General features: G+C 31.5%; 14 protein-coding genes. 7 read left to right on the plus strand and 7 right to left on the minus strand.

Annotated features, from left to right (window positions below; genetic code table 11):
* Positions 1-83: 83 nt before the first annotated feature.
* The 3 genes from uvrA to ACFWU4_RS13680 all read left to right on the plus strand — a co-directional run bounded on the left by uvrA (position 84) and on the right by ACFWU4_RS13680 (position 4,306).
* Entirely contained in the window at positions 84-2,873 is a 2,790-nt protein-coding gene (uvrA, locus tag ACFWU4_RS13670; protein WP_411128821.1) for an excinuclease ABC subunit UvrA, read from the plus strand.
* 3 nt (positions 2,874-2,876) lie between these two features.
* Positions 2,877-3,521: a hypothetical protein gene (locus ACFWU4_RS13675; protein ID WP_411128823.1), complete on the plus strand. Its 645-nt coding sequence runs from the start codon at positions 2,877-2,879 to the stop codon at positions 3,519-3,521.
* Between the two features lie 92 nt (positions 3,522-3,613).
* Positions 3,614-4,306, plus strand: a complete 693-nt coding sequence (locus ACFWU4_RS13680; protein WP_411128825.1) for a hypothetical protein — start codon at positions 3,614-3,616, stop codon at positions 4,304-4,306.
* Here ACFWU4_RS13680 and ACFWU4_RS13685 read toward each other — a convergent pair.
* On the minus strand, positions 4,303-5,382 hold the full coding sequence (locus ACFWU4_RS13685) for a DUF3667 domain-containing protein (protein WP_411128827.1): 1,080 nt from the start codon (positions 5,380-5,382) through the stop codon (positions 4,303-4,305). The two genes, ACFWU4_RS13680 and ACFWU4_RS13685, sit on opposite strands and share 4 nt — an antisense overlap.
* A 230-nt stretch (positions 5,383-5,612) precedes the next feature.
* On the opposite strand from ACFWU4_RS13685, the gene ACFWU4_RS13690 reads away from it, so the two are divergent.
* Positions 5,613-6,272 (plus strand): hypothetical protein, encoded by a 660-nt coding sequence (locus ACFWU4_RS13690; RefSeq protein ID WP_411128829.1) that lies wholly within the window; start codon positions 5,613-5,615, stop codon positions 6,270-6,272.
* 382 nt (positions 6,273-6,654) lie between these two features.
* Positions 6,655-7,908, plus strand: a complete 1,254-nt coding sequence (locus ACFWU4_RS13695; protein ID WP_411128831.1) for a hypothetical protein — start codon at positions 6,655-6,657, stop codon at positions 7,906-7,908.
* Positions 7,909-7,998: 90 nt separating this feature from the next.
* On the opposite strand, the gene ACFWU4_RS13700 is transcribed toward ACFWU4_RS13695, so the two are convergent.
* The 4 genes from ACFWU4_RS13700 to ACFWU4_RS13715 all read right to left on the minus strand — a co-directional run bounded on the left by ACFWU4_RS13700 (position 7,999) and on the right by ACFWU4_RS13715 (position 13,622).
* Positions 7,999-9,456, minus strand: a complete 1,458-nt coding sequence (locus ACFWU4_RS13700) for a polysaccharide biosynthesis C-terminal domain-containing protein (protein WP_411128833.1) — start codon at positions 9,454-9,456, stop codon at positions 7,999-8,001.
* 34 nt (positions 9,457-9,490) lie between these two features.
* Complete coding sequence (locus ACFWU4_RS13705; RefSeq protein ID WP_411128835.1) at positions 9,491-10,780, minus strand: glycosyltransferase; 1,290 nt, start codon at positions 10,778-10,780, stop codon at positions 9,491-9,493.
* 76 nt (positions 10,781-10,856) lie between these two features.
* On the minus strand, positions 10,857-13,277 hold the full coding sequence (locus ACFWU4_RS13710) for a hypothetical protein (RefSeq protein WP_411128837.1): 2,421 nt from the start codon (positions 13,275-13,277) through the stop codon (positions 10,857-10,859).
* 72 nt (positions 13,278-13,349) lie between these two features.
* Positions 13,350-13,622, minus strand: coding sequence for a DUF4834 family protein (locus ACFWU4_RS13715; protein WP_411128839.1), 273 nt, complete (start codon positions 13,620-13,622; stop codon positions 13,350-13,352).
* Between the two features lie 126 nt (positions 13,623-13,748).
* On the opposite strand from ACFWU4_RS13715, the gene ACFWU4_RS13720 reads away from it, so the two are divergent.
* Both ACFWU4_RS13720 and ACFWU4_RS13725 read left to right on the plus strand, forming a co-directional pair.
* On the plus strand, positions 13,749-14,717 hold the full coding sequence (locus ACFWU4_RS13720; protein ID WP_411128841.1) for a transporter: 969 nt from the start codon (positions 13,749-13,751) through the stop codon (positions 14,715-14,717).
* An 8-nt stretch (positions 14,718-14,725) separates the two neighbouring features.
* Complete coding sequence (locus ACFWU4_RS13725) at positions 14,726-15,847, plus strand: GTP cyclohydrolase (protein ID WP_411128843.1); 1,122 nt, start codon at positions 14,726-14,728, stop codon at positions 15,845-15,847.
* 46 nt (positions 15,848-15,893) lie between these two features.
* Here ACFWU4_RS13725 and ACFWU4_RS13730 read toward each other — a convergent pair whose 3' ends face one another.
* Together ACFWU4_RS13730 and ACFWU4_RS13735 are read right to left on the minus strand one after the other, a co-directional pair.
* The gene (locus ACFWU4_RS13730) at positions 15,894-17,153 is read right to left on the minus strand and encodes an aminotransferase class I/II-fold pyridoxal phosphate-dependent enzyme (RefSeq protein WP_411128844.1); all 1,260 of its coding nucleotides are present in this window, start codon (positions 17,151-17,153) and stop codon (positions 15,894-15,896) included.
* 210 nt (positions 17,154-17,363) lie between these two features.
* Complete coding sequence (locus tag ACFWU4_RS13735; protein ID WP_411128846.1) at positions 17,364-18,401, minus strand: PLP-dependent cysteine synthase family protein; 1,038 nt, start codon at positions 18,399-18,401, stop codon at positions 17,364-17,366.
* Positions 18,402-18,416 lie beyond the last annotated feature (15 nt).

Raw genomic sequence — 18,416 nt, forward strand, 5'->3', positions numbered from 1 at the left:
TTTAACATTTTATCGGATAATATGTTCCTTTAATAGATGAAATAGTTATAGTATCTTTGCAAAATTATATACTAAGATATCCTATGAACACTACTGTTTTAGACGTTAACCCTAAAGAAAACATCATCATAAAAGGTGCAAAACTGCATAATCTAAAGAACATTGATGTTGTGATCCCAAGGAATAAGTTAGTGGTTATTACAGGGTTGTCTGGCTCTGGTAAGTCGAGTTTAGCCTTTGACACCTTGTATGCAGAGGGCCAAAGGCGCTATGTTGAGAGTCTGTCGAGTTATGCACGTCAGTTTTTAGGAAGGTTAAATAAACCCAAAGTAGATTATATTAAAGGTATAGCACCAGCTATTGCAATAGAACAAAAGGTAAATTCTACAAATCCGCGATCTACAGTTGGCACCACAACAGAAATTTATGATTATCTAAAATTATTATTTGCCCGAATTGGTAAAACTTACTCACCAATTTCTGGTGAAGAAGTAAAAAAACATTCGGTCTCAGATGTCATAAATCATATTTCAAAATATAAAGAAGGGTCAAAATTATTGCTCTTGTCTCCTATTGTTTTAGAAGAAGGAAGAACAATAGAGAATAAACTGCAAACCTTACAGCAACAAGGATATGCAAGAATTAAAATAAAAGATGACGTCGTAAGAATCGATGATGCACTCAAACAAGCCATAGACTCAAATGCAAATTTATTTTTAGTTGTGGACCGAATAGTCTATAAACATGACGAAGATTTTTTAAATCGCTTAGCCGATGCAATTGAAACTTCCTTTTTTGAAGGCTTAGGCACATGTATTATAGAAAACCTAGCAGACAATAAACTAATAACATTTAATAACAAGTTTGAATTAGATAATATGCTTTTCCTTGAGCCAAACGCACATCTGTTTAGTTTCAATAATCCTTATGGGGCTTGTCCTAAATGTGAAGGCTATGGAGATGTAATTGGTATTGACAACGATTTAGTAATTCCTAATACAGCTTTATCAGTATATGAAAATGCTATTTTCCCTTGGAGAGGTGAAAGCATGAGTTTTTACAGAGATCAATTGGTTAACAATTCTCACAAATTTGATTTCCCAATTCACAAACCCTACTTTGAGTTAAGTGATAAACACAAAGTATTAGTTTGGAAAGGCAACCAATATTTTGAAGGGCTCGATAGTTTCTTCTCAGAATTAGAATCCAAAGCGTATAAAATTCAAAATCGTGTTATGTTGTCTCGCTATCGAGGAAAGACTAAATGTAATGTATGTAAAGGTAAGCGCTTACGGGAAGAGGCTTCGTATGTTAAAATTAATAATGCGACAATAACTGACTTAGTAGATTTACCGCTTAACGAACTTACTACGTTTTTTAAAGATTTAAAACTAAATACATATGACACAAAAATTGCTAAACGTCTATTAACAGAGATTAATACACGACTAGAGTTTCTTTCTAATGTTGGATTGACCTATTTAACCTTAAATAGAAAATCTAATACACTATCTGGTGGTGAAAGTCAACGTATAAATTTAGCAACTTCACTTGGTAGCAGTCTTGTTGGATCTATGTATATACTAGATGAACCCAGTATTGGTCTTCATCCAAAGGATACAGAGCGTTTAATCGATGTATTAAAATCTTTAAGAGATTTAGGAAATACTGTCATTGTAGTAGAACATGATGAAGACATTATGAAAGCTGCTGATGAGATTATTGATATAGGCCCAGAAGCAGGCACATTTGGTGGCGAGGTCGTAGCTGTGGGTGATTTTAAAAATATATTAAATTCAGATACATTAACAGCTAAATACCTCAACGGCCAATTAGAAATTGAAGTACCTAAAACACGAAAGACTTCAAAATACAAAATTGATATCATAGGTGCTCGAGAAAATAACCTTAAGAATATCGATGTTACATTTCCTTTAGAAATGCTAACCGTTATAACAGGAGTCTCTGGCAGTGGTAAAAGTACATTAGTAAAAAAGATATTATTTCCTGCGATACAAAAAAAATTAACAGGTTTTAGTGATAAGGTTGGTCAGTTTACTGAAATGAAAGGTAATCATAGTAATATACAGAATGTTGAGTTTGTTGACCAAAATCCAATAGGTCGTTCCTCTAGATCTAATCCTGTAACCTACATAAAGGCATATGATGATATAAGAGCACTCTTTGCATCTCAAAAACTAAGTAAAATCCGAAATTATGCTGCTAAGCATTTCAGTTTTAATGTTGATGGCGGACGATGCGAAACCTGCAAAGGTGAAGGTGAAGTAACCATAGAAATGCAGTTTATGGCCGATGTGCATTTAACATGTGATACTTGCAGTGGCAAACGATTTAAAAAAGAAGTTTTAGAAGTAAATTTTGAAGGTAAATCTATAGATGATGTTTTAAATATGACAATTGATAATGCTATCGAATTCTTTACAACTACTAAGCAAGGAAGAATACAAGGTAAATTGCAACCACTTCAGGATGTAGGATTAGGATATGTTACATTAGGTCAGTCCTCCTCTACTCTCTCTGGCGGAGAAGCACAACGAATAAAGTTAGCAACATTTTTAGGTAAAGGAAGTAAGAGCAATAATTCACTTTTTATTTTCGATGAACCAACTACTGGTTTACATTTTCATGATATTCAGAAATTATTAACATCTTTTAAAGCATTAATTGCAAAAGGGCATTCTATTATAGTAATTGAGCATAATATTGATTTAATTAAATGTGCAGATTATATAATTGATTTAGGGCCAGAAGGTGGTAAAAATGGAGGCCATTTAGTCGCCTACGGAACACCAGAAGACGTTGTTAAGAATAAAAATTCTGTAACTGGTAAATATTTAGAAGATAAATTATAGTGAATGGAACTTCCAAAAAAGAAACAAAAACAAGTAGTAGCACCCTTCGTATCACTCGATAATGTAGATTTCACTAAGTCTTTATTGAAAAAGCAAGTTTCTACTTCACCATTAGTTTCAGGCGGTACAAATTTTCAAACACATGTTCTTAAGCAAAGTCACAACTCCATAATTAGATATAATCCATCCTTTGGAGGGATTTTATTTGTTTCCATCTTTTTCATAGTTGGTTTAGCTTTGGTATTTTTTAATTTCGTTAACTATAAGGGTTTATTTTCTTCCCCTTCAATTTCAAATTTTTTTACACTAGCAATAGGTTTAGTATTTTCTTTTGCTGGTGCATATATTGGTTTTAGACTGTTCAAGCCAAGGATATTTAATAAAAACTTAGGCTACTATTATAAAGCATATAAAGTCAAATTAAACACCAAAAATTGTATTGCACTAAAATCTATTGTAGCACTGCAAATTATAGGAGAATCGATAAGTAGTAAAAATGGATCTTATGGCAGTTTTGAGCTTAATTTAGTCTTAAAGGATGGCTTAAGAACTAACGTTATCGATCATGGAAGTCTAAAATCCATTATAAGTGATGCCTATGTTATAAGTGAATTTTTAAATATTCCTATTTGGCATGCCGAAACCTAATAAGATTTATAAATTTAAGTTTTAATAAACTCTATTATGAAGCTCAATTTCATTTTGTATATTTAACTAGCTATTAATCAATTTTTTACAAAATGAAAACATTAACTTCAATTTTAATATTTCTTATCTCATTAAACGGCGGTTTTGCTCAAAATGACTGCAAACCTTACATACCAACCAAAAAGGGTACACAATGGGAATTAACTAACTATACTGGTAAAGGCAAAGTGACTGGTAAAACCAGTTATGAAGTGATTGATAAAATAGTAGAAGGGAATTCTGCTACGTTTACAATTAATTCTAAATCTTATGACAAAAAAGATAAGCTAGTTTTTGAAGGTGAATTTACCGCAAAATGTATTGATGGTGTTTTTGACATTGATATGGATTTTAAAATGGACGGTAACCAACTTAAACAGTATAAGGATATGGCCTTAGAGGTTGATGCGTCTAAATTAGACTTACCTTCATTAGATTCTGCCACTGGCACTAAGTTAAAGGATGGTAATTTAACTATTAAAGCAGGCACTGATAGTCCTATTTCGTTTAATATGACTATTGATATTACAGAACGAGAGGTAGAAAATCGCGAAGAGTTAACTACGCCAGCTGGTAGTTTTGACTGTGTTGTAATTTCACAAAAAATTAGCACAAAAATGGTAGTTCGTATTAAAAGTGCTTCTAAAGAATGGTATGCAGAAAATATTGGCTTAGTACGCTCAGAATCTTATAATAAAAAAGGAAAACTAATAGGTTATACGCTTCTTACTATGCTGCAAGACTAATAAAATAAAAATGCTATAAATCCTAATATAAAAAACGATAAAGGCAGTACTAGCATTAAAAACAAAAAAGTAGTCATACCTGTTTTAACAAAACTAAAAAACCAGTTTTGTCCATAAAATTTAACAATGGCAAAAAATAGATATAAAAAAGTAGATAATCCTATTAATACATCAATCCAATCTGGTATATCCCATATCCAATAATTAGTGCCTAAAACAATACTAAATACTGTAAATAAAAAAGAAAAATAGTAAAAACTAAATACCAAATGATGAGAGTACCTTCCTTTCCTAAAAAAGAATAACTTTAAAATAAATGCAAAAATTGGCAATAAAAAAAACATAGCCAAAGGAATACTATCTATAAAAGTTTGATACACCTGTCCAAGTCCCATAGTCTTGTAAAATTTAAGGGCTTGAGTATAAATTTTACGGTTAAAGTATCCTGCATCATCAGACATACCCATAGCTCTATAAAGCTCTTCATCAGCAGCGCCTATGCTAATTAGTGAGTCTATTTTTGCTTCATTAAAATTGTATGAAGTTCCTATATTATTCTTTGGCACTTTTGTTTTAGATAAAGAATCTAATTCTTTGATTGTTTTTTCATTAAGACCGAGAAGCTCTTTATTGTCTTTAATGGGCCTTAAAATTTTATCTAATTGAATAGAATCTTTTATAATACTATCATTTAATGAAGTTTTATTATTTCGTTTACCTCTATTTTCTACAACACTTTTCATCTCTTCATCCAAAGTGGCTCTGCTATCTCTAACGTAAAAATTAAAAATAAAAAAGAAGATAACTGCAACAAACAAATACATCTGTGCTGGATGCAAAAACAATAAGCGCTTTCCTTTAACAAACTCTTTTGCTAAATAGCCTGGTCTAAACATTAAAGGGATAAAGCTTTTTAAAAATCTGGCATCAAAAGAAAAATAATTACTAATGGTGTTATAAAACAATACACCAATAGTTAGCTCATCGTTCGTTTTCTGTCCGCAATTTGGACAAAACTGAAACCCCTCTTCATAAGGTTTTTCACAATTCTGACAATTTGCTTTCTTACTATTCATAATTGGTGGTTATACAAGCTTAAAAATACTGAAATTTATAATACTGTCTCTTAATTAAACGAAGATTTACCTTAAAATTTGTTACATAGGACCTTTAAAAATACTACTTAAATCACTGTATATTAATCAATTATAATTGATGGCACACTAATTGAATACTAATGACTTATAATACAAGCTAAAAGTCCTAAATGAGTTAGTGACTTGGCAAATCTAAAAACCTATAAATTATGAAAAGGCAAGTACTTTTTTTGGTAATGGTGTTACTAGGATTAACATCTGCCACAGGATCAACAGCAGGAGATGCTGTTTTAATTGGGGAAGATTTTAACAATAAGCGCTTTCGTTCTCAACAACCAATTTTGTTTGTAGAACGTGGTGTAGAATTCTTAATCTTTACTGATGGTAGCTTTGATTTTAATACAGAATTATTACCAGCGAATCAAGGCAATAACAACTTTTATCATAGGAATTCTAAAAGTAGAAGTAGACGAAGTATTAATAGAACACTTGGTGCTCCAAGTCATACTTACGGCATTTCTAATAGAGGAGTTTTAGTAACGCACGATCGATTAGGAAGAGTAAGACGTATTGGTAATGTATTTATAAACTATGATAGTAGAGGTAGAATAAAAAGAGTTGGTTCAGTTTACATGAGCTACAGAAGAGCACAACTAAAGCAAGTTGGTGGTTTAAGAATTATGTATAACAGATACGGAGAAATTATTAGAACAAGTGGTTCAGTGAACTTAAGTAATCAAGGATGTAGTTTTTGTGGAACTAGTGACTATAACCAAAATCATAGTAATAATCATTCTAATTATGAAGATGATCTTTATTACTACAAGAAGAATGGAAAACTGAAAAAACAGAAGAAAATAAAATCTTAATACAAAAATTATTTTGAGTGCCCATTAAATGAACTTTAATGGAAATTAGAAACCCTAGGTGCTTCCCCAAGTCACATAGGGTTTTTTAAGTAAACCCTATTATAGCTATTACAGCAAAACTAACTCCGGGATTTTTAACTAATAAAGATTTAAATGAAAAGATATTTATTAATTCTAACGAATGTAGATGATCATTACTCAAACAATATATTATAATGGTAATCTAAATAATAAGACTTTAAAGATAGAAATTATTTACGGTTGTTTTAATTTCTAAAAATAGATTTTAAATCATTGTATATCAGTAATTTATATAATTATTGGTTTTTTTGGCACACTGTTTGCTTAATACTAAGTGTATTTAATTTAAAACCCTTTAACTATGAAACGGATACTGTTTATAATTGCAAGTTTAGTGCTAGTTAGTACTACCGCAACAGCTACAACAACCAACACTAATTTAGAAGCAGATGCTTCAATTAATAACTATGTGAGAGGTTATAATAATTCTTTCATATTTAATGAAGCCGGAATTGAATTTTCTGTTTACAGAGATGGTCAATTTGACTTCTATTTACCAAACTATGGACCAGATGTCAATGTTGGTATCAATACACCAGGGTTTAGACTAAGCTTTAACTCAGGTTACGATTATAATCCTTACGTTCAATATGATAGCTTCGGAGCAATAATTCAAATTGAAAATACACCAATATTCTATGATTATTATGGTAGAGTTAATCAAATTGGAGATATTTTTATCACATATAACAGATTCAATAGAATCAATAGAATCGGAGGCCTTAATGTATTTTACAGAAACAATGTGTTTTGGAGATATGATGGATTTATTAATAACTTCAACAGAGGTTATGTTTACAGACCATGGCACAGGCTCTATGCAGTACCTAATGTGAATTTCTGTGTAATAAATAGAAACCCATACAGACAATTTTATACACCTGTAAGACATATATACTATAGACCTTATAGAAATAACGTTAGAAACTTTAATGTATTAAATGGTAGACGTGGTAACAACACTGTTGGAAGACGAAGTGCAAGAGTTAACCAGAGATATGCACAAACTCCTAGAAATAGAAGTGAGCGAAATATACAAAGATCAGTAACGCGCCGAAATACGGAAATTACAAGAACACGATCTACGCGAATCGCTGATAACTCTACACGAAGAATTTCTAACTCAAGAGTTTCGACTCCGACAAGAACTACACGTTCAACTAGTGTAACGCGTTCGGCTAATAATCGTAACGCAAATACTAATAACAGACAGTCTACAACGAGACGTTCTGAAACTAGATCTAACAACAGAGTGTCGACTCCAACGAGAACTGCACGCTCAAGTACAGTAAGAACTAATAGAGCACCTAATAATAATGTGACCAGAACCAGAAATTCTGTGTCTAATAAAGTAGAGCGAACAAAAAATACTTCGGTTAGGAAACCAAAAGCGACTAAATCTCGTACATATAATAGAACAAGCTCGCAGAGTAATAATAAACGAAGTACTGTTCAGAATAAAAGAAAGACATCTTCAGTATCGTCTAGATCTAATACAAGTAGAAAAAGTAATCAAAAATCTACAAGGTCTAACACCAGACGTACAAGAGGATAAAATATAAAATGATTTTTTGGTTGGTTAGTAGAACTCCCGTAAGACGTATGCCTCAGAGCACCTTACGGGAGTTCTCATTTCTATAATTATCTATAGATTCAGGCGCTTTTGTATTAGGTTAGAAATATCCTTAGAAACATTAAGTTTGTAAATGATCACAAAGTAAAAGGTTGCAATTATTAGAGATTTCAAAATAATATTTACAATTGGATGAAAGTGAAAATCCCAAAAGTACATTAGGCAAGACATAAAAATTAAGACTAATACAATCTTTAGAGATGCCCAAGAAAATGGCTGCATCTTAAACTTCTGTTTAACAAAAATTATTTTTATTGTATTGTAAATTACCATTGCCAAAAATGTTGCTAATGCAGAACCTTCTATTCCGTAAATTGGTATGAAAATATAATTAAAGATAATAGCTACGAGAGCTAAAAACACTCCAAAAGCGAGCACCATTCTATAATAGTCACTATTAAATAAAATTGCATTGTTATTGCCTAAGCTATTATCATATAACTTAGCTAAACTTACCATAATAACTACGAAAAGACCTCCTGTAAACTCCTGAGGTATTATTTTATAGAGCTCATTTATATTTAAAAGAATTAAAAGGAAGATAAAGCCACTTATTACTAATAAACTAATGGAGCTACGTTTATATAGATGCTCTAAAGCTGATCTGTTATTTTCGTTTAAATATTGGGCAGTTAATGGCATCATTATTTGATGCATTGCTCGTTGAGGCACAGCAATAACGGTAGCGATAAATATGGCAACACTATAATAGGCCACTTGCTCAATGTTTTCTAACATTAAACCTATCATAAACTTGTCAATATCTAAAATCAATGTAGCTACAGAGCCTGCAATAATCATCAATCCGGCATACTTTAGAATGGGTACTTGTTTATCTAATTTTTGAAATACTAATTTTGGAAAACGTTTAGAGAATGAATACAACATCATTATAACCATTCGTAAAACATATACACAAACTAATGCTAAAACAAATTGATTTACAGATAACCAATCGATATATACACAAAATAATAAAACCATTATACAGATACGATGAAACACCTCTTTCATTGTATTACCAAATACTGTAAGTAAATGAACTTTAGACCAAGCAAAGAAAATTTCAAAATAGGCCATAGTAATAGCCAAAATAAAAATATGCCAAACATAGGTATTAACTATTTCATTCTGCGTAGCGAGTAATTTACCTATAGTTTCGTAAGAAGTTAAGCCAATGAACACTGTTGGTATAATAAAAACTAATGGCAAGAATAACATTAAAGTTAAAAAGCTATTAAGCGTATGCTTTGTTTTAAAAGAGGAATAAAATTTAATAATCGCGTTATGAACACCAAATGCCATAAAAGGCATCATAATATTAGCGGCAGATAACAAAAATGCTACCAATCCAAAATACTCATCGGTTAAAAAATTAGTATAAAGAAAAAGCGTATTAATTGCACCAATCCCAAAACCTGTGTAAGTGGTTATAGTATTCTTAAAGGATTGATTTAATACGATGCCCATGATTTACAAAATACAACTATTAAGCTAATAATATTTATAAACGATGTATCAATTCGCTTAGATTTTTTGTTAGTGTCTTTCTACTATATGGATCCAAACCAATGGCATTAACTTTTAAGTTACCACTAACATGAGCTTTAAAATAGGCTAAAACCTGGGCCTTTAACTTTAATTTATTCTTATAATTAAAATATGATCCCGTATTAGTAGATTTAATAATTTTTTCAACATCTGATCCATCTGGGCCAATAGCAAGAATAGGCGTTTCTGAAATTAAATATTCAAATATTTTACCCGGTATTATTGCTTTAGTATCTTCTGAATCTATTTCTATTAAAAGTAATACTTGGGATTTCATTTGAGACCTAAGTGCATCATCATGGTTTACATAACCCATAATATTTAAATAATCTTTTAATCCACTATCATAAATAGATTCTAAAACATCATTGCTAACTACACCAATTAGATTTAATTGAAAGGATTTTGAAAATTCATCATTCTCTGCTATCAATTCTGAAAGTATTTCCCATAGTATTTTTGGATTACGCTGAGAAAGTAAAGACCCAATATGTGCTAATGTAAATTTCTCATCCTTACCTTCTACTCTAATAGAATGCGAGTCGTAACCATTTGTAATAACAGAAATTGACTTTTTAGTTTTAGTTAAGAATTCATTTTTGGTATAATTACTTGTTACAACGATATGATCTGCGGTATTCAAAACCTTAGATTCTAAATAATTATGTTTTGCCTCTGACGATTTACTCAATTTTAAAGCCTTATGATAACCAATCGTGGTCCATGGATCTCTAAAATCTGCCAACCAATTAACACCTGTTCTTTTTTTTAGGTCTAACCCGATAAGATGAAGACTATGTGGTGGACCTGTTGTAATTATAGTGTCTATTTTATTCTCTTTTAAATAAGGTAAGAGAAATTTCACTGATGGTATTATCCAATTTTTACGCGCATCTGGTATAAAAAAATTTCCACGTATATAAAGCATAATCTTTTCTATTAAAGATTGATTCTTAGCTTTTGAAATAACCCCAGAACTTATTTTTTTAGAACTACCTTTTGAAAAAAGACTTGCCAAACCATAAGGTTCTTTAATGGGCTGTTTAATAATTGTAACTCCTTCGGGAATTTCAGCCTCTAAACTCTTATCAATAATAGGGTAATTTGGATTTTCTGGACAATAGACAATTGGCTCTACATTAAATATTGGCAAGTACTTTACAAACTTCAACCAACGCTGTACACCAGGACCTCCAGCCGGTGGCCAATAATAGCATATGATAAGAACTTTCCTTTTAATCATTTTTTCTTAAATCCTGTAAAACAGAAACCTCCTTCAATGTGTATAACTTAGAATATTGATTACACAGGTATGACAATTAATCACTTTTCTTTTTAAAAGAATATAATATTCCTAGTAAAAAAAGTATCCCAAATATAGCAGAACTCGCAAGAGCAATCTTACTACCAGTGGCAACAACTTGTGGTTCAAACTTAAATTCAATAATGTGCTTACCTCTAGGTACTTCCATACCTCGTAACACATAATTCACTCTAATATGAGGTGCTAATTCGTTATTAAGATAAGCATTCCAGCCTTCACCATAATAGATCTCAGAAAATACTGCGAATCCATCATTTGTATTATTAGATTCATAGCTTAAATAATTTGGCTTAAACTCTTTTAATTTAATTGAAGCTGTTGAATCAATAACAAACTTTGATACTTGTGATTCGTTATCCCAATGAGACATTGTAGTAATTGCAACGTTTTTATTATCTAAACTATCTAATGCTTTTATTTCTGAATTTGCATCTGTCAACTGTCTTAATTCACTTACAAACCAAGCATTACCATTAGCTTCAGTATTATTATATGGGAATATTCTACCTTGGTCTTCAGCAATAATATATTTAGTATTAAGCATATTTAAGACATTCATGTTATTATTATAAACATGAAAATTCATTAAGTCATCATAACGCCCAATTTTTGCGGCATGATAACCAAATAATGAATTATGAAAGTATGCAGCTCTACCAGGCTTTCTTTGACCTTCAGAAGACATGTCTAAAACTCTGAAATGTTCCTTGTCCTTTAAGATTTCTTTATCTGCTAGATTAGCTTGGTAAGGTTTATCTACATTTAGAGCCGAAACAAAATTATCATTATTAACATACTCTCGATTTACGGAAACCAAATCAAATAAAATAAGCACAGTAAATACAATAACAACTAAATTCTCGGATAACTTCTTCTTTAAGAAGAAATAAACTGTTCCTCCAGAGAGTAAGACGAGAACTAAGGTTCTAATAGTATCAGCTGTAAATAAGGCCTTTCTGTCTCTTATAAAAGCATCTACTAATGCTTCTGGAATGCCTTCATCTCTTAAACTTTTAAAATCAAATAATGTGGATTTAAATAATAAGAAAACTAAACATAAACCTGCAGTAATAGCTACAGCATATTTGAGCGCTTTTAATTTATCTTCATCTTTTTGAAAATCATTAAATAAACGTACCAAAGCAAATATTGCTAGTACAGGAATACATAACTCTAAAATAACTTGAATAGAACTTACTGCTCTAAATTTGTTATATAAAGGCACGTAATCAATAAAGAAATCTGTCAAAAACCCTAAATTTTTGCCATAAGATAAAAGCAACGATAAGATTACACCAGCAACCAACCACCACTTTAATCTTCCCTTAACTAAAAACAAGCCTAATACAAAAAGAAAAATGATTACGGCTCCTACATAAGCAGGTGCTTCTACAATAGGTTGATCTCCCCAATACATAGGCGCATTTTTAGAAAGATCCAAAGCATCTAAAGGTGAAGCTCCTAGATTTACATAACTCCTGTAAGTTTCAGAATCTTTACCAATATTTTCAGAGTTTCCGCCACCCATAAATTTTGGTATGTATAAATTAAAGGTTTCGGTAATACCATAACTATATTCTGTTATGTATTCTTTATTAAGTCCAGATGAAGCTTCTTTTTCAGAACCATCTATATTAATAGTTAGCTCACTCTTACCACGTGTACTTTCCTTAACATACTCTTGAGTTGCCATAATATTTGTGGCATTAAGACCAACTGCAATTATAGCAGCTACGGACAATAAACCCACTGATTTAAAAAAATGTGGTAAAAGCTTTTTTTTGTAAGCATCTAACAAATAAACCAAACCTAGCACTATAACTAAAAGAAGTAAATAGTAGGTCATTTGAAAGTGATTAGCAACAATTTCTAAACCTAATGCAACTATTGTAAGCAAAAATCCTAAAATATATTTTTTTCTAAAAGTTAATAGAATTCCAGCTAAAACCATGGGCATATAGGCAATCGCATGAGCCTTAGAATTATGACCTACTCCTAATATAATAATAAGATATGTCGAAAAACCAAATGCTAATGCACCCAGTGCCGCAAGCTTAAAATCAACCTTTAACGAAAGTAAAAGAATATAAAAGCCAATAAAATACAAGAATAAATAATCAGCTGGTCTAGGTAAAAAACGTAATGCTAAATCTAATTTTTTAATATAATTATGAGGATACTTTGCGCCTAGTTGATAGGTTGGCATACCACCAAAAGCACTATTGGTCCAATAGGTTTCTTCGCCAGTTTCTTTAGCAAAATCCTTTTGTTGCTCTGCCATACCAATATAGTGCATGATATCGCTTTGAAAAATCTTTTTGCCTTGTAAAACAGGACTAAAATATGCTAATGATAGTGCCACAAAACCTAATATTACAAGGACATGCGGCAAAAAACGTTTAAAAGAAAATGACATGAAATTTGCTAATAATTGATTCTGAAAAGTAGTTATTTTTTTGGTAAAAACAGTGATTACTTCTTATCTAAATCAATCCAGCTCTTCGTAATCTATATATTCACCAACTTTTTCGTTAGATTTTTTATTTTGATTGGGCATTTTATCTATAACGGTCTCGCCCTCTCTTTGTTTTTGTGCCTTGCGTTGCTGCGCTTGGTTTTGAAAACCACCAAACTGTTGGCCAAACTTCTGCTCGGCTTTCTTAGCTACAAAACGCAAAAAAAATGGAGCAAATAAACGAGCCAAAATTTTAAAGCCAAACCAAAAAAGTAAAATAATTAATATGGTTCTTAATAATCCCATTCCCGAAGCTATTTCTATCGTTGTTACTATTTCTATATCAAAAATACAATTATAGATATTTATAATCCGTTATAATTCCTTAAAAAAAGTATAAAATATATATATTTGAATTTAAACCACATCCAAATGCAAACACTCAAATCTTTTTTTGTTGTATTAATTGTGCTTACCTACAGCTCATCTTTTGCGCAATACACAGAAGTTATAAACTCTAATCGTCCTGGTGTATCGGAAAGTGCTTTTTCTGTAGGAACTGGTATTGTACAATTTGAATTAGGTGCATTTACGGTAAACGAAGAACATACACCTTTACAATACGATGTTTCTGGATTTGGTTTAGATTTCGCAATTCGTTATGGTTTACTTTTTGAGCAATTAGAACTACAGTTAGACGGTATTTATCAAAATGATACACAAACCTTTAATGCAGGTCAAATTGCAATAGAAAATTCTCGTGCTAATTTTAGAAATTTAACTATTGGTGCAAAATATTTAGTTTACGATCCTTATAAAAATGCGGAAGAAGCTAAACCTAATCTTTACAGCTACCATGCTAATCGAAAATTTCAATGGAAATCTTTAATACCTGCAGTAGCAGTATATGCTGGGGCAAATTTTGATTCAAAAAATAATCCTTATACCGCACCAGATGTTGAAGGTATAAGTCCAAGAATTATGATTTCTACCCAAAATAACTTTAATGGTGGTTGGGTATTTGTTATGAACTTAATAAAAGATAGAATTGGTTCTGAGTTTTCAGAATTTCAATATGTTTTTACTTTAACGCATTCTTTTACACCTCAATGGGTTGTTTTTGGTGAGGCACAAGGTATTAATAGCGATTTTTATGCTGATAATATCTTTAGGCTTGGAGGAGCGTATTTATGGACAAAAGATTTTCAACTAGATGCAAATATTGCTTTCAATACCAAAGATACACCGTCTGTATTTAACGTCGCTTTTGGCGCATCTTATCGTTTAGATTTTCATAAAGATAAAAAGATTGACAATGGAAATGGTAATGACGGAAACTTTAAAAAGAAAAGAAAAAACAAGAAGAAAAATACTGATGATTTTGATTCTGACGGAATATAAAGCTCTACATGATTACAATTAAAGAAGCAACATCCAAAAAAGAATTAAAAGCATTTGTTAAGTTTCCTTTTAAACTATATAAAGGCTCACCTTCTTGGGTACCACCAATTATCACTGAAGAAATTAGAACTTTAGACAAAGACATTAATCCTGTTTTTAAAGATGCAGAAGCTAGATATTTTTTAGCTTACATTAACAATAAAATTGTAGGACGAATTGCAACGATTATCAACTGGCTCGAAGTTAATGGCCAAAATGAAAAAAAGATGCGTTTTGGCTGGTTCGATGTTATTGACAATATTGAAGTCACGAAGTTACTTCTTGATAAGGTGCACCAAATTGGAAAAAGTAAAGGTTTAGAATATGTTGAAGGCCCTGTTGGATTTTCTAATTTAGATAAAGTAGGTATTCTTACTGAAGGGTTTGATGAACTAGGAAGTATGATTACATGGCATAATCATCCTTATTATGCTGATCATTTTAGAGAATTAAATTATTCAGTTGGTAAAACCTATTCTGAGAACAAAATGGAGTTTAAAAATATACTTCAAGAGTTCTTTACACGCGTCCAAACCATGGTGAAGAAGCGTTATCAATTAAGAGCATTAAACTTTACAGATAATAAAGAAATAATGTCTTATGCCGATGAGATGTTTGATGTCTTTTCAAAATCACATTCGGTTTTATCTTCATTTGTTGAAATTAACCAAGAACAGCGCGAATACTTTAAGAAAAAGTTTATAGGGTTCTTAAACCCTGAATATGTAAAGTTTGTATTAGACAAAGACGATAAGCTTGTTGGCTTTGGTATCGTTACACCATCTTATGCAAAAGCCTTACAAAAAATGAATGGCAAATTATTCCCTTTTGGTTTTATGCATTTGTTAAAAGCAAAGAAAAAAGCAAAAACAGTTACATTTTACCTTATTGGTGTTTTACCAGAGTACCAAAATAAAGGGGTAACCGCTATAATATTTGAAGAATTTTGGCAAACATTTAATGCCAAAGGGATTGAACTATGCGTTAGAGGCCCAGAATTAGATGATAATGAAGCTATTCATAAATTATGGAAAAATTTTAAACCAGTAACTCACAAAAGGCGCTGTACTTTTAAAAAAGTCATCGCATAAAAAAGCCACTTTTTAGTGGCTTTAAATAATAAAAATGTTAAGATTATTATTCTCCCATAGCAGCAATTAAAGCTGCTGACATTCTTTTATAAGTTCCGTTTTCTAATCTGCTTCTAATAGCATCAAAAGCATCTAAAGTTTCTCTTACATCCTCTAAAGTATGTGTAGCAGTAGGTATCATTCTTAGTAGAATTAATCCTTTAGGTATAACCGGATAAACTACTATAGAACAAAAGATTCCATAATTTTCACGTAAATCTCTTACTAAAGCCATCGCTTCAGGTATACTCCCTTTTAAATACACAGGCGTAACACAACTTTGAGTTGTACCAATATCAAAACCACGTTCTTTTAAACCAGATTGTAAAGCATCAACAATTGTCCAAAGGTTCTTTTTTAACTCTGGCATTGTTTTAAGCATTTCTAAACGCTTTAACGCACCTTTTGTTAAGGTCATTTGCAATGACTTAGCAAACATCTGAGAACGTAAATTATATTTTAAATAGTCAATAATTTCTTTATCAGCTGCAATAAAAGCACCGGTACTGGCCATAGATTTAGCAAAAGTTGCAAAGTAAACATCTATATCGTCTTGAACGCCTTGCTCCTCACCTGCTCCTGCACCTGTAGCACCTAAAGTACCAAAACCATGCGCGTCATCTACTAAAAATCTAAAGTTGAATTTCTTTTTTAATTCAACAATTTCTTTTAAACGACCTTGTTCACCTCGCATCCCAAAAACACCTTCAGAAATTACTAGAATTCCTCCACCAGTTTGTTCTGCCATTTTTGTTGCACGCTCTAGGTTTTTCTCTAAACTCGCAACATCGTTATGCTTATAAGTAAAACGTTTACCCATATGCAAACGAACGCCATCAATTATGCAAGCATGTGCATCTACATCGTATACAATAATATCATCCTTACCAACCAAGGCATCAATAGTAGACATTATTCCTTGATATCCGAAATTTAATAAATAAGCCGCTTCTTTACTTACAAACTCTGCTAATTGATTCTGTAATTGCTCATGCAAATCTGTGTGACCAGACATCATACGTGCACCCATTGGATAAGCCGATCCATATTCTTCCGCAGCTTCAGCGTCAACCTTTCTAACTTCTGGATGATTAGCTAAACCTAAGTAATCGTTTATACTCCAAGTAATAACATCTTTGCCTTGAAATTTCATTCTATTGGAAATCTGTCCTTCAAGTTTCGGAAAAACAAAATAGCCTTCCGCTTGAGCAGCCCACTTTCCTAAAGGTCCTTTATCTCTGTATATCTTTTCAAATAAATCCTTCATAAGTTGCAATTGCTATTAATCTTTATTTCTGTTCATTATAAACAGAAATATAGACCTTAATATTAGTTAATTAGTTTTCTTAGTGAGAGCAAAATTAATTAATAATATTATGACTGCATAATATTATTTAATCTAAGTATCAACTAATTTTTAATACAAAAGGCCTACCATATGGTTATGATAGGCCTTAAATGTATATTTAAAACGTTTTTATTTTATGTATTCTATCGTTGTATGTACCTCATGCTTACTATCAAAAAAGCCTTGATCTTCCATCCATTTATCACTATATACTTTACTCATATAACGCGATCCATGATCTGGAAATACAACAACTATTTTATCAGAAATATTAAACTCGCCTTCTTCAACTAATTGTTTTATAGCTTGCATAGCTGCACCACTGGTATAACCGACAAAAAGACCTTCTGTATTAGAAATTTCTCTAGCAGTATGTGCACTTTCTTCGTCAGTAACTTTTATAAATTTATCAATTAAATCGAAATCTGTAGCAGTTGGAATTAAGTTTTTACCTAACCCTTCTATTCTATATGGATAAATCTCTTTATCGTCAAACTCTCGAGTTTCATGATATTTCTTTAACACTGACCCATAAGCATCAACACCAATAACTTTTACATTTGGGTTTTGCTCTTTCAAATATTTAGCAATACCAGAAATTGTCCCTCCTGTTCCGCTGCAAGCTATTAAGTGCGTTATCTCACCGTTAGTTTGGTTCCAAATTTCTGGGCCAGTTGTGTTATAGTGTGCGTCGAGATTTAACTGATTAAAATACTGATTTATATAGATAGAACCTTTATTCTCTTCGTGCAAACGTTTTGCAACTTGATAATACGAACGTGGATCGTCAGCCTTTACATGAGCAGGGCATACATAAACCTTAGCACCCATAGATTTTAACATATCTATTTTGTCTGCTGAAGATTTAGAGCTTACCGCAAGAATACACTCGTAACCTTTAATAATACTTACCATAGCAATACTAAAACCTGTATTACCAGATGTGGTTTCTATGATAGTGTCGCCTGGTGTTAATATCCCTTGGCGTTCAGCTTCTTCGATTATATGTAACGCTATTCTATCTTTAGAAGAATGACCTGGATTAAATGCTTCTACTTTAGCATAAAAATCACCATCAAAGTCAGCAGTCATTCTGTTTAATTTGATAAGTGGAGTACTGCCTATAAGTTGAATTACATTATCAAATACATTTTTGTTTTTGTCCATAAATGCTATTTATCG

It is taken from the genome of Winogradskyella sp. PE311, from assembly GCF_046545555.1.
Taxonomy (GTDB): Bacteria; Bacteroidota; Bacteroidia; order Flavobacteriales; family Flavobacteriaceae; genus Winogradskyella.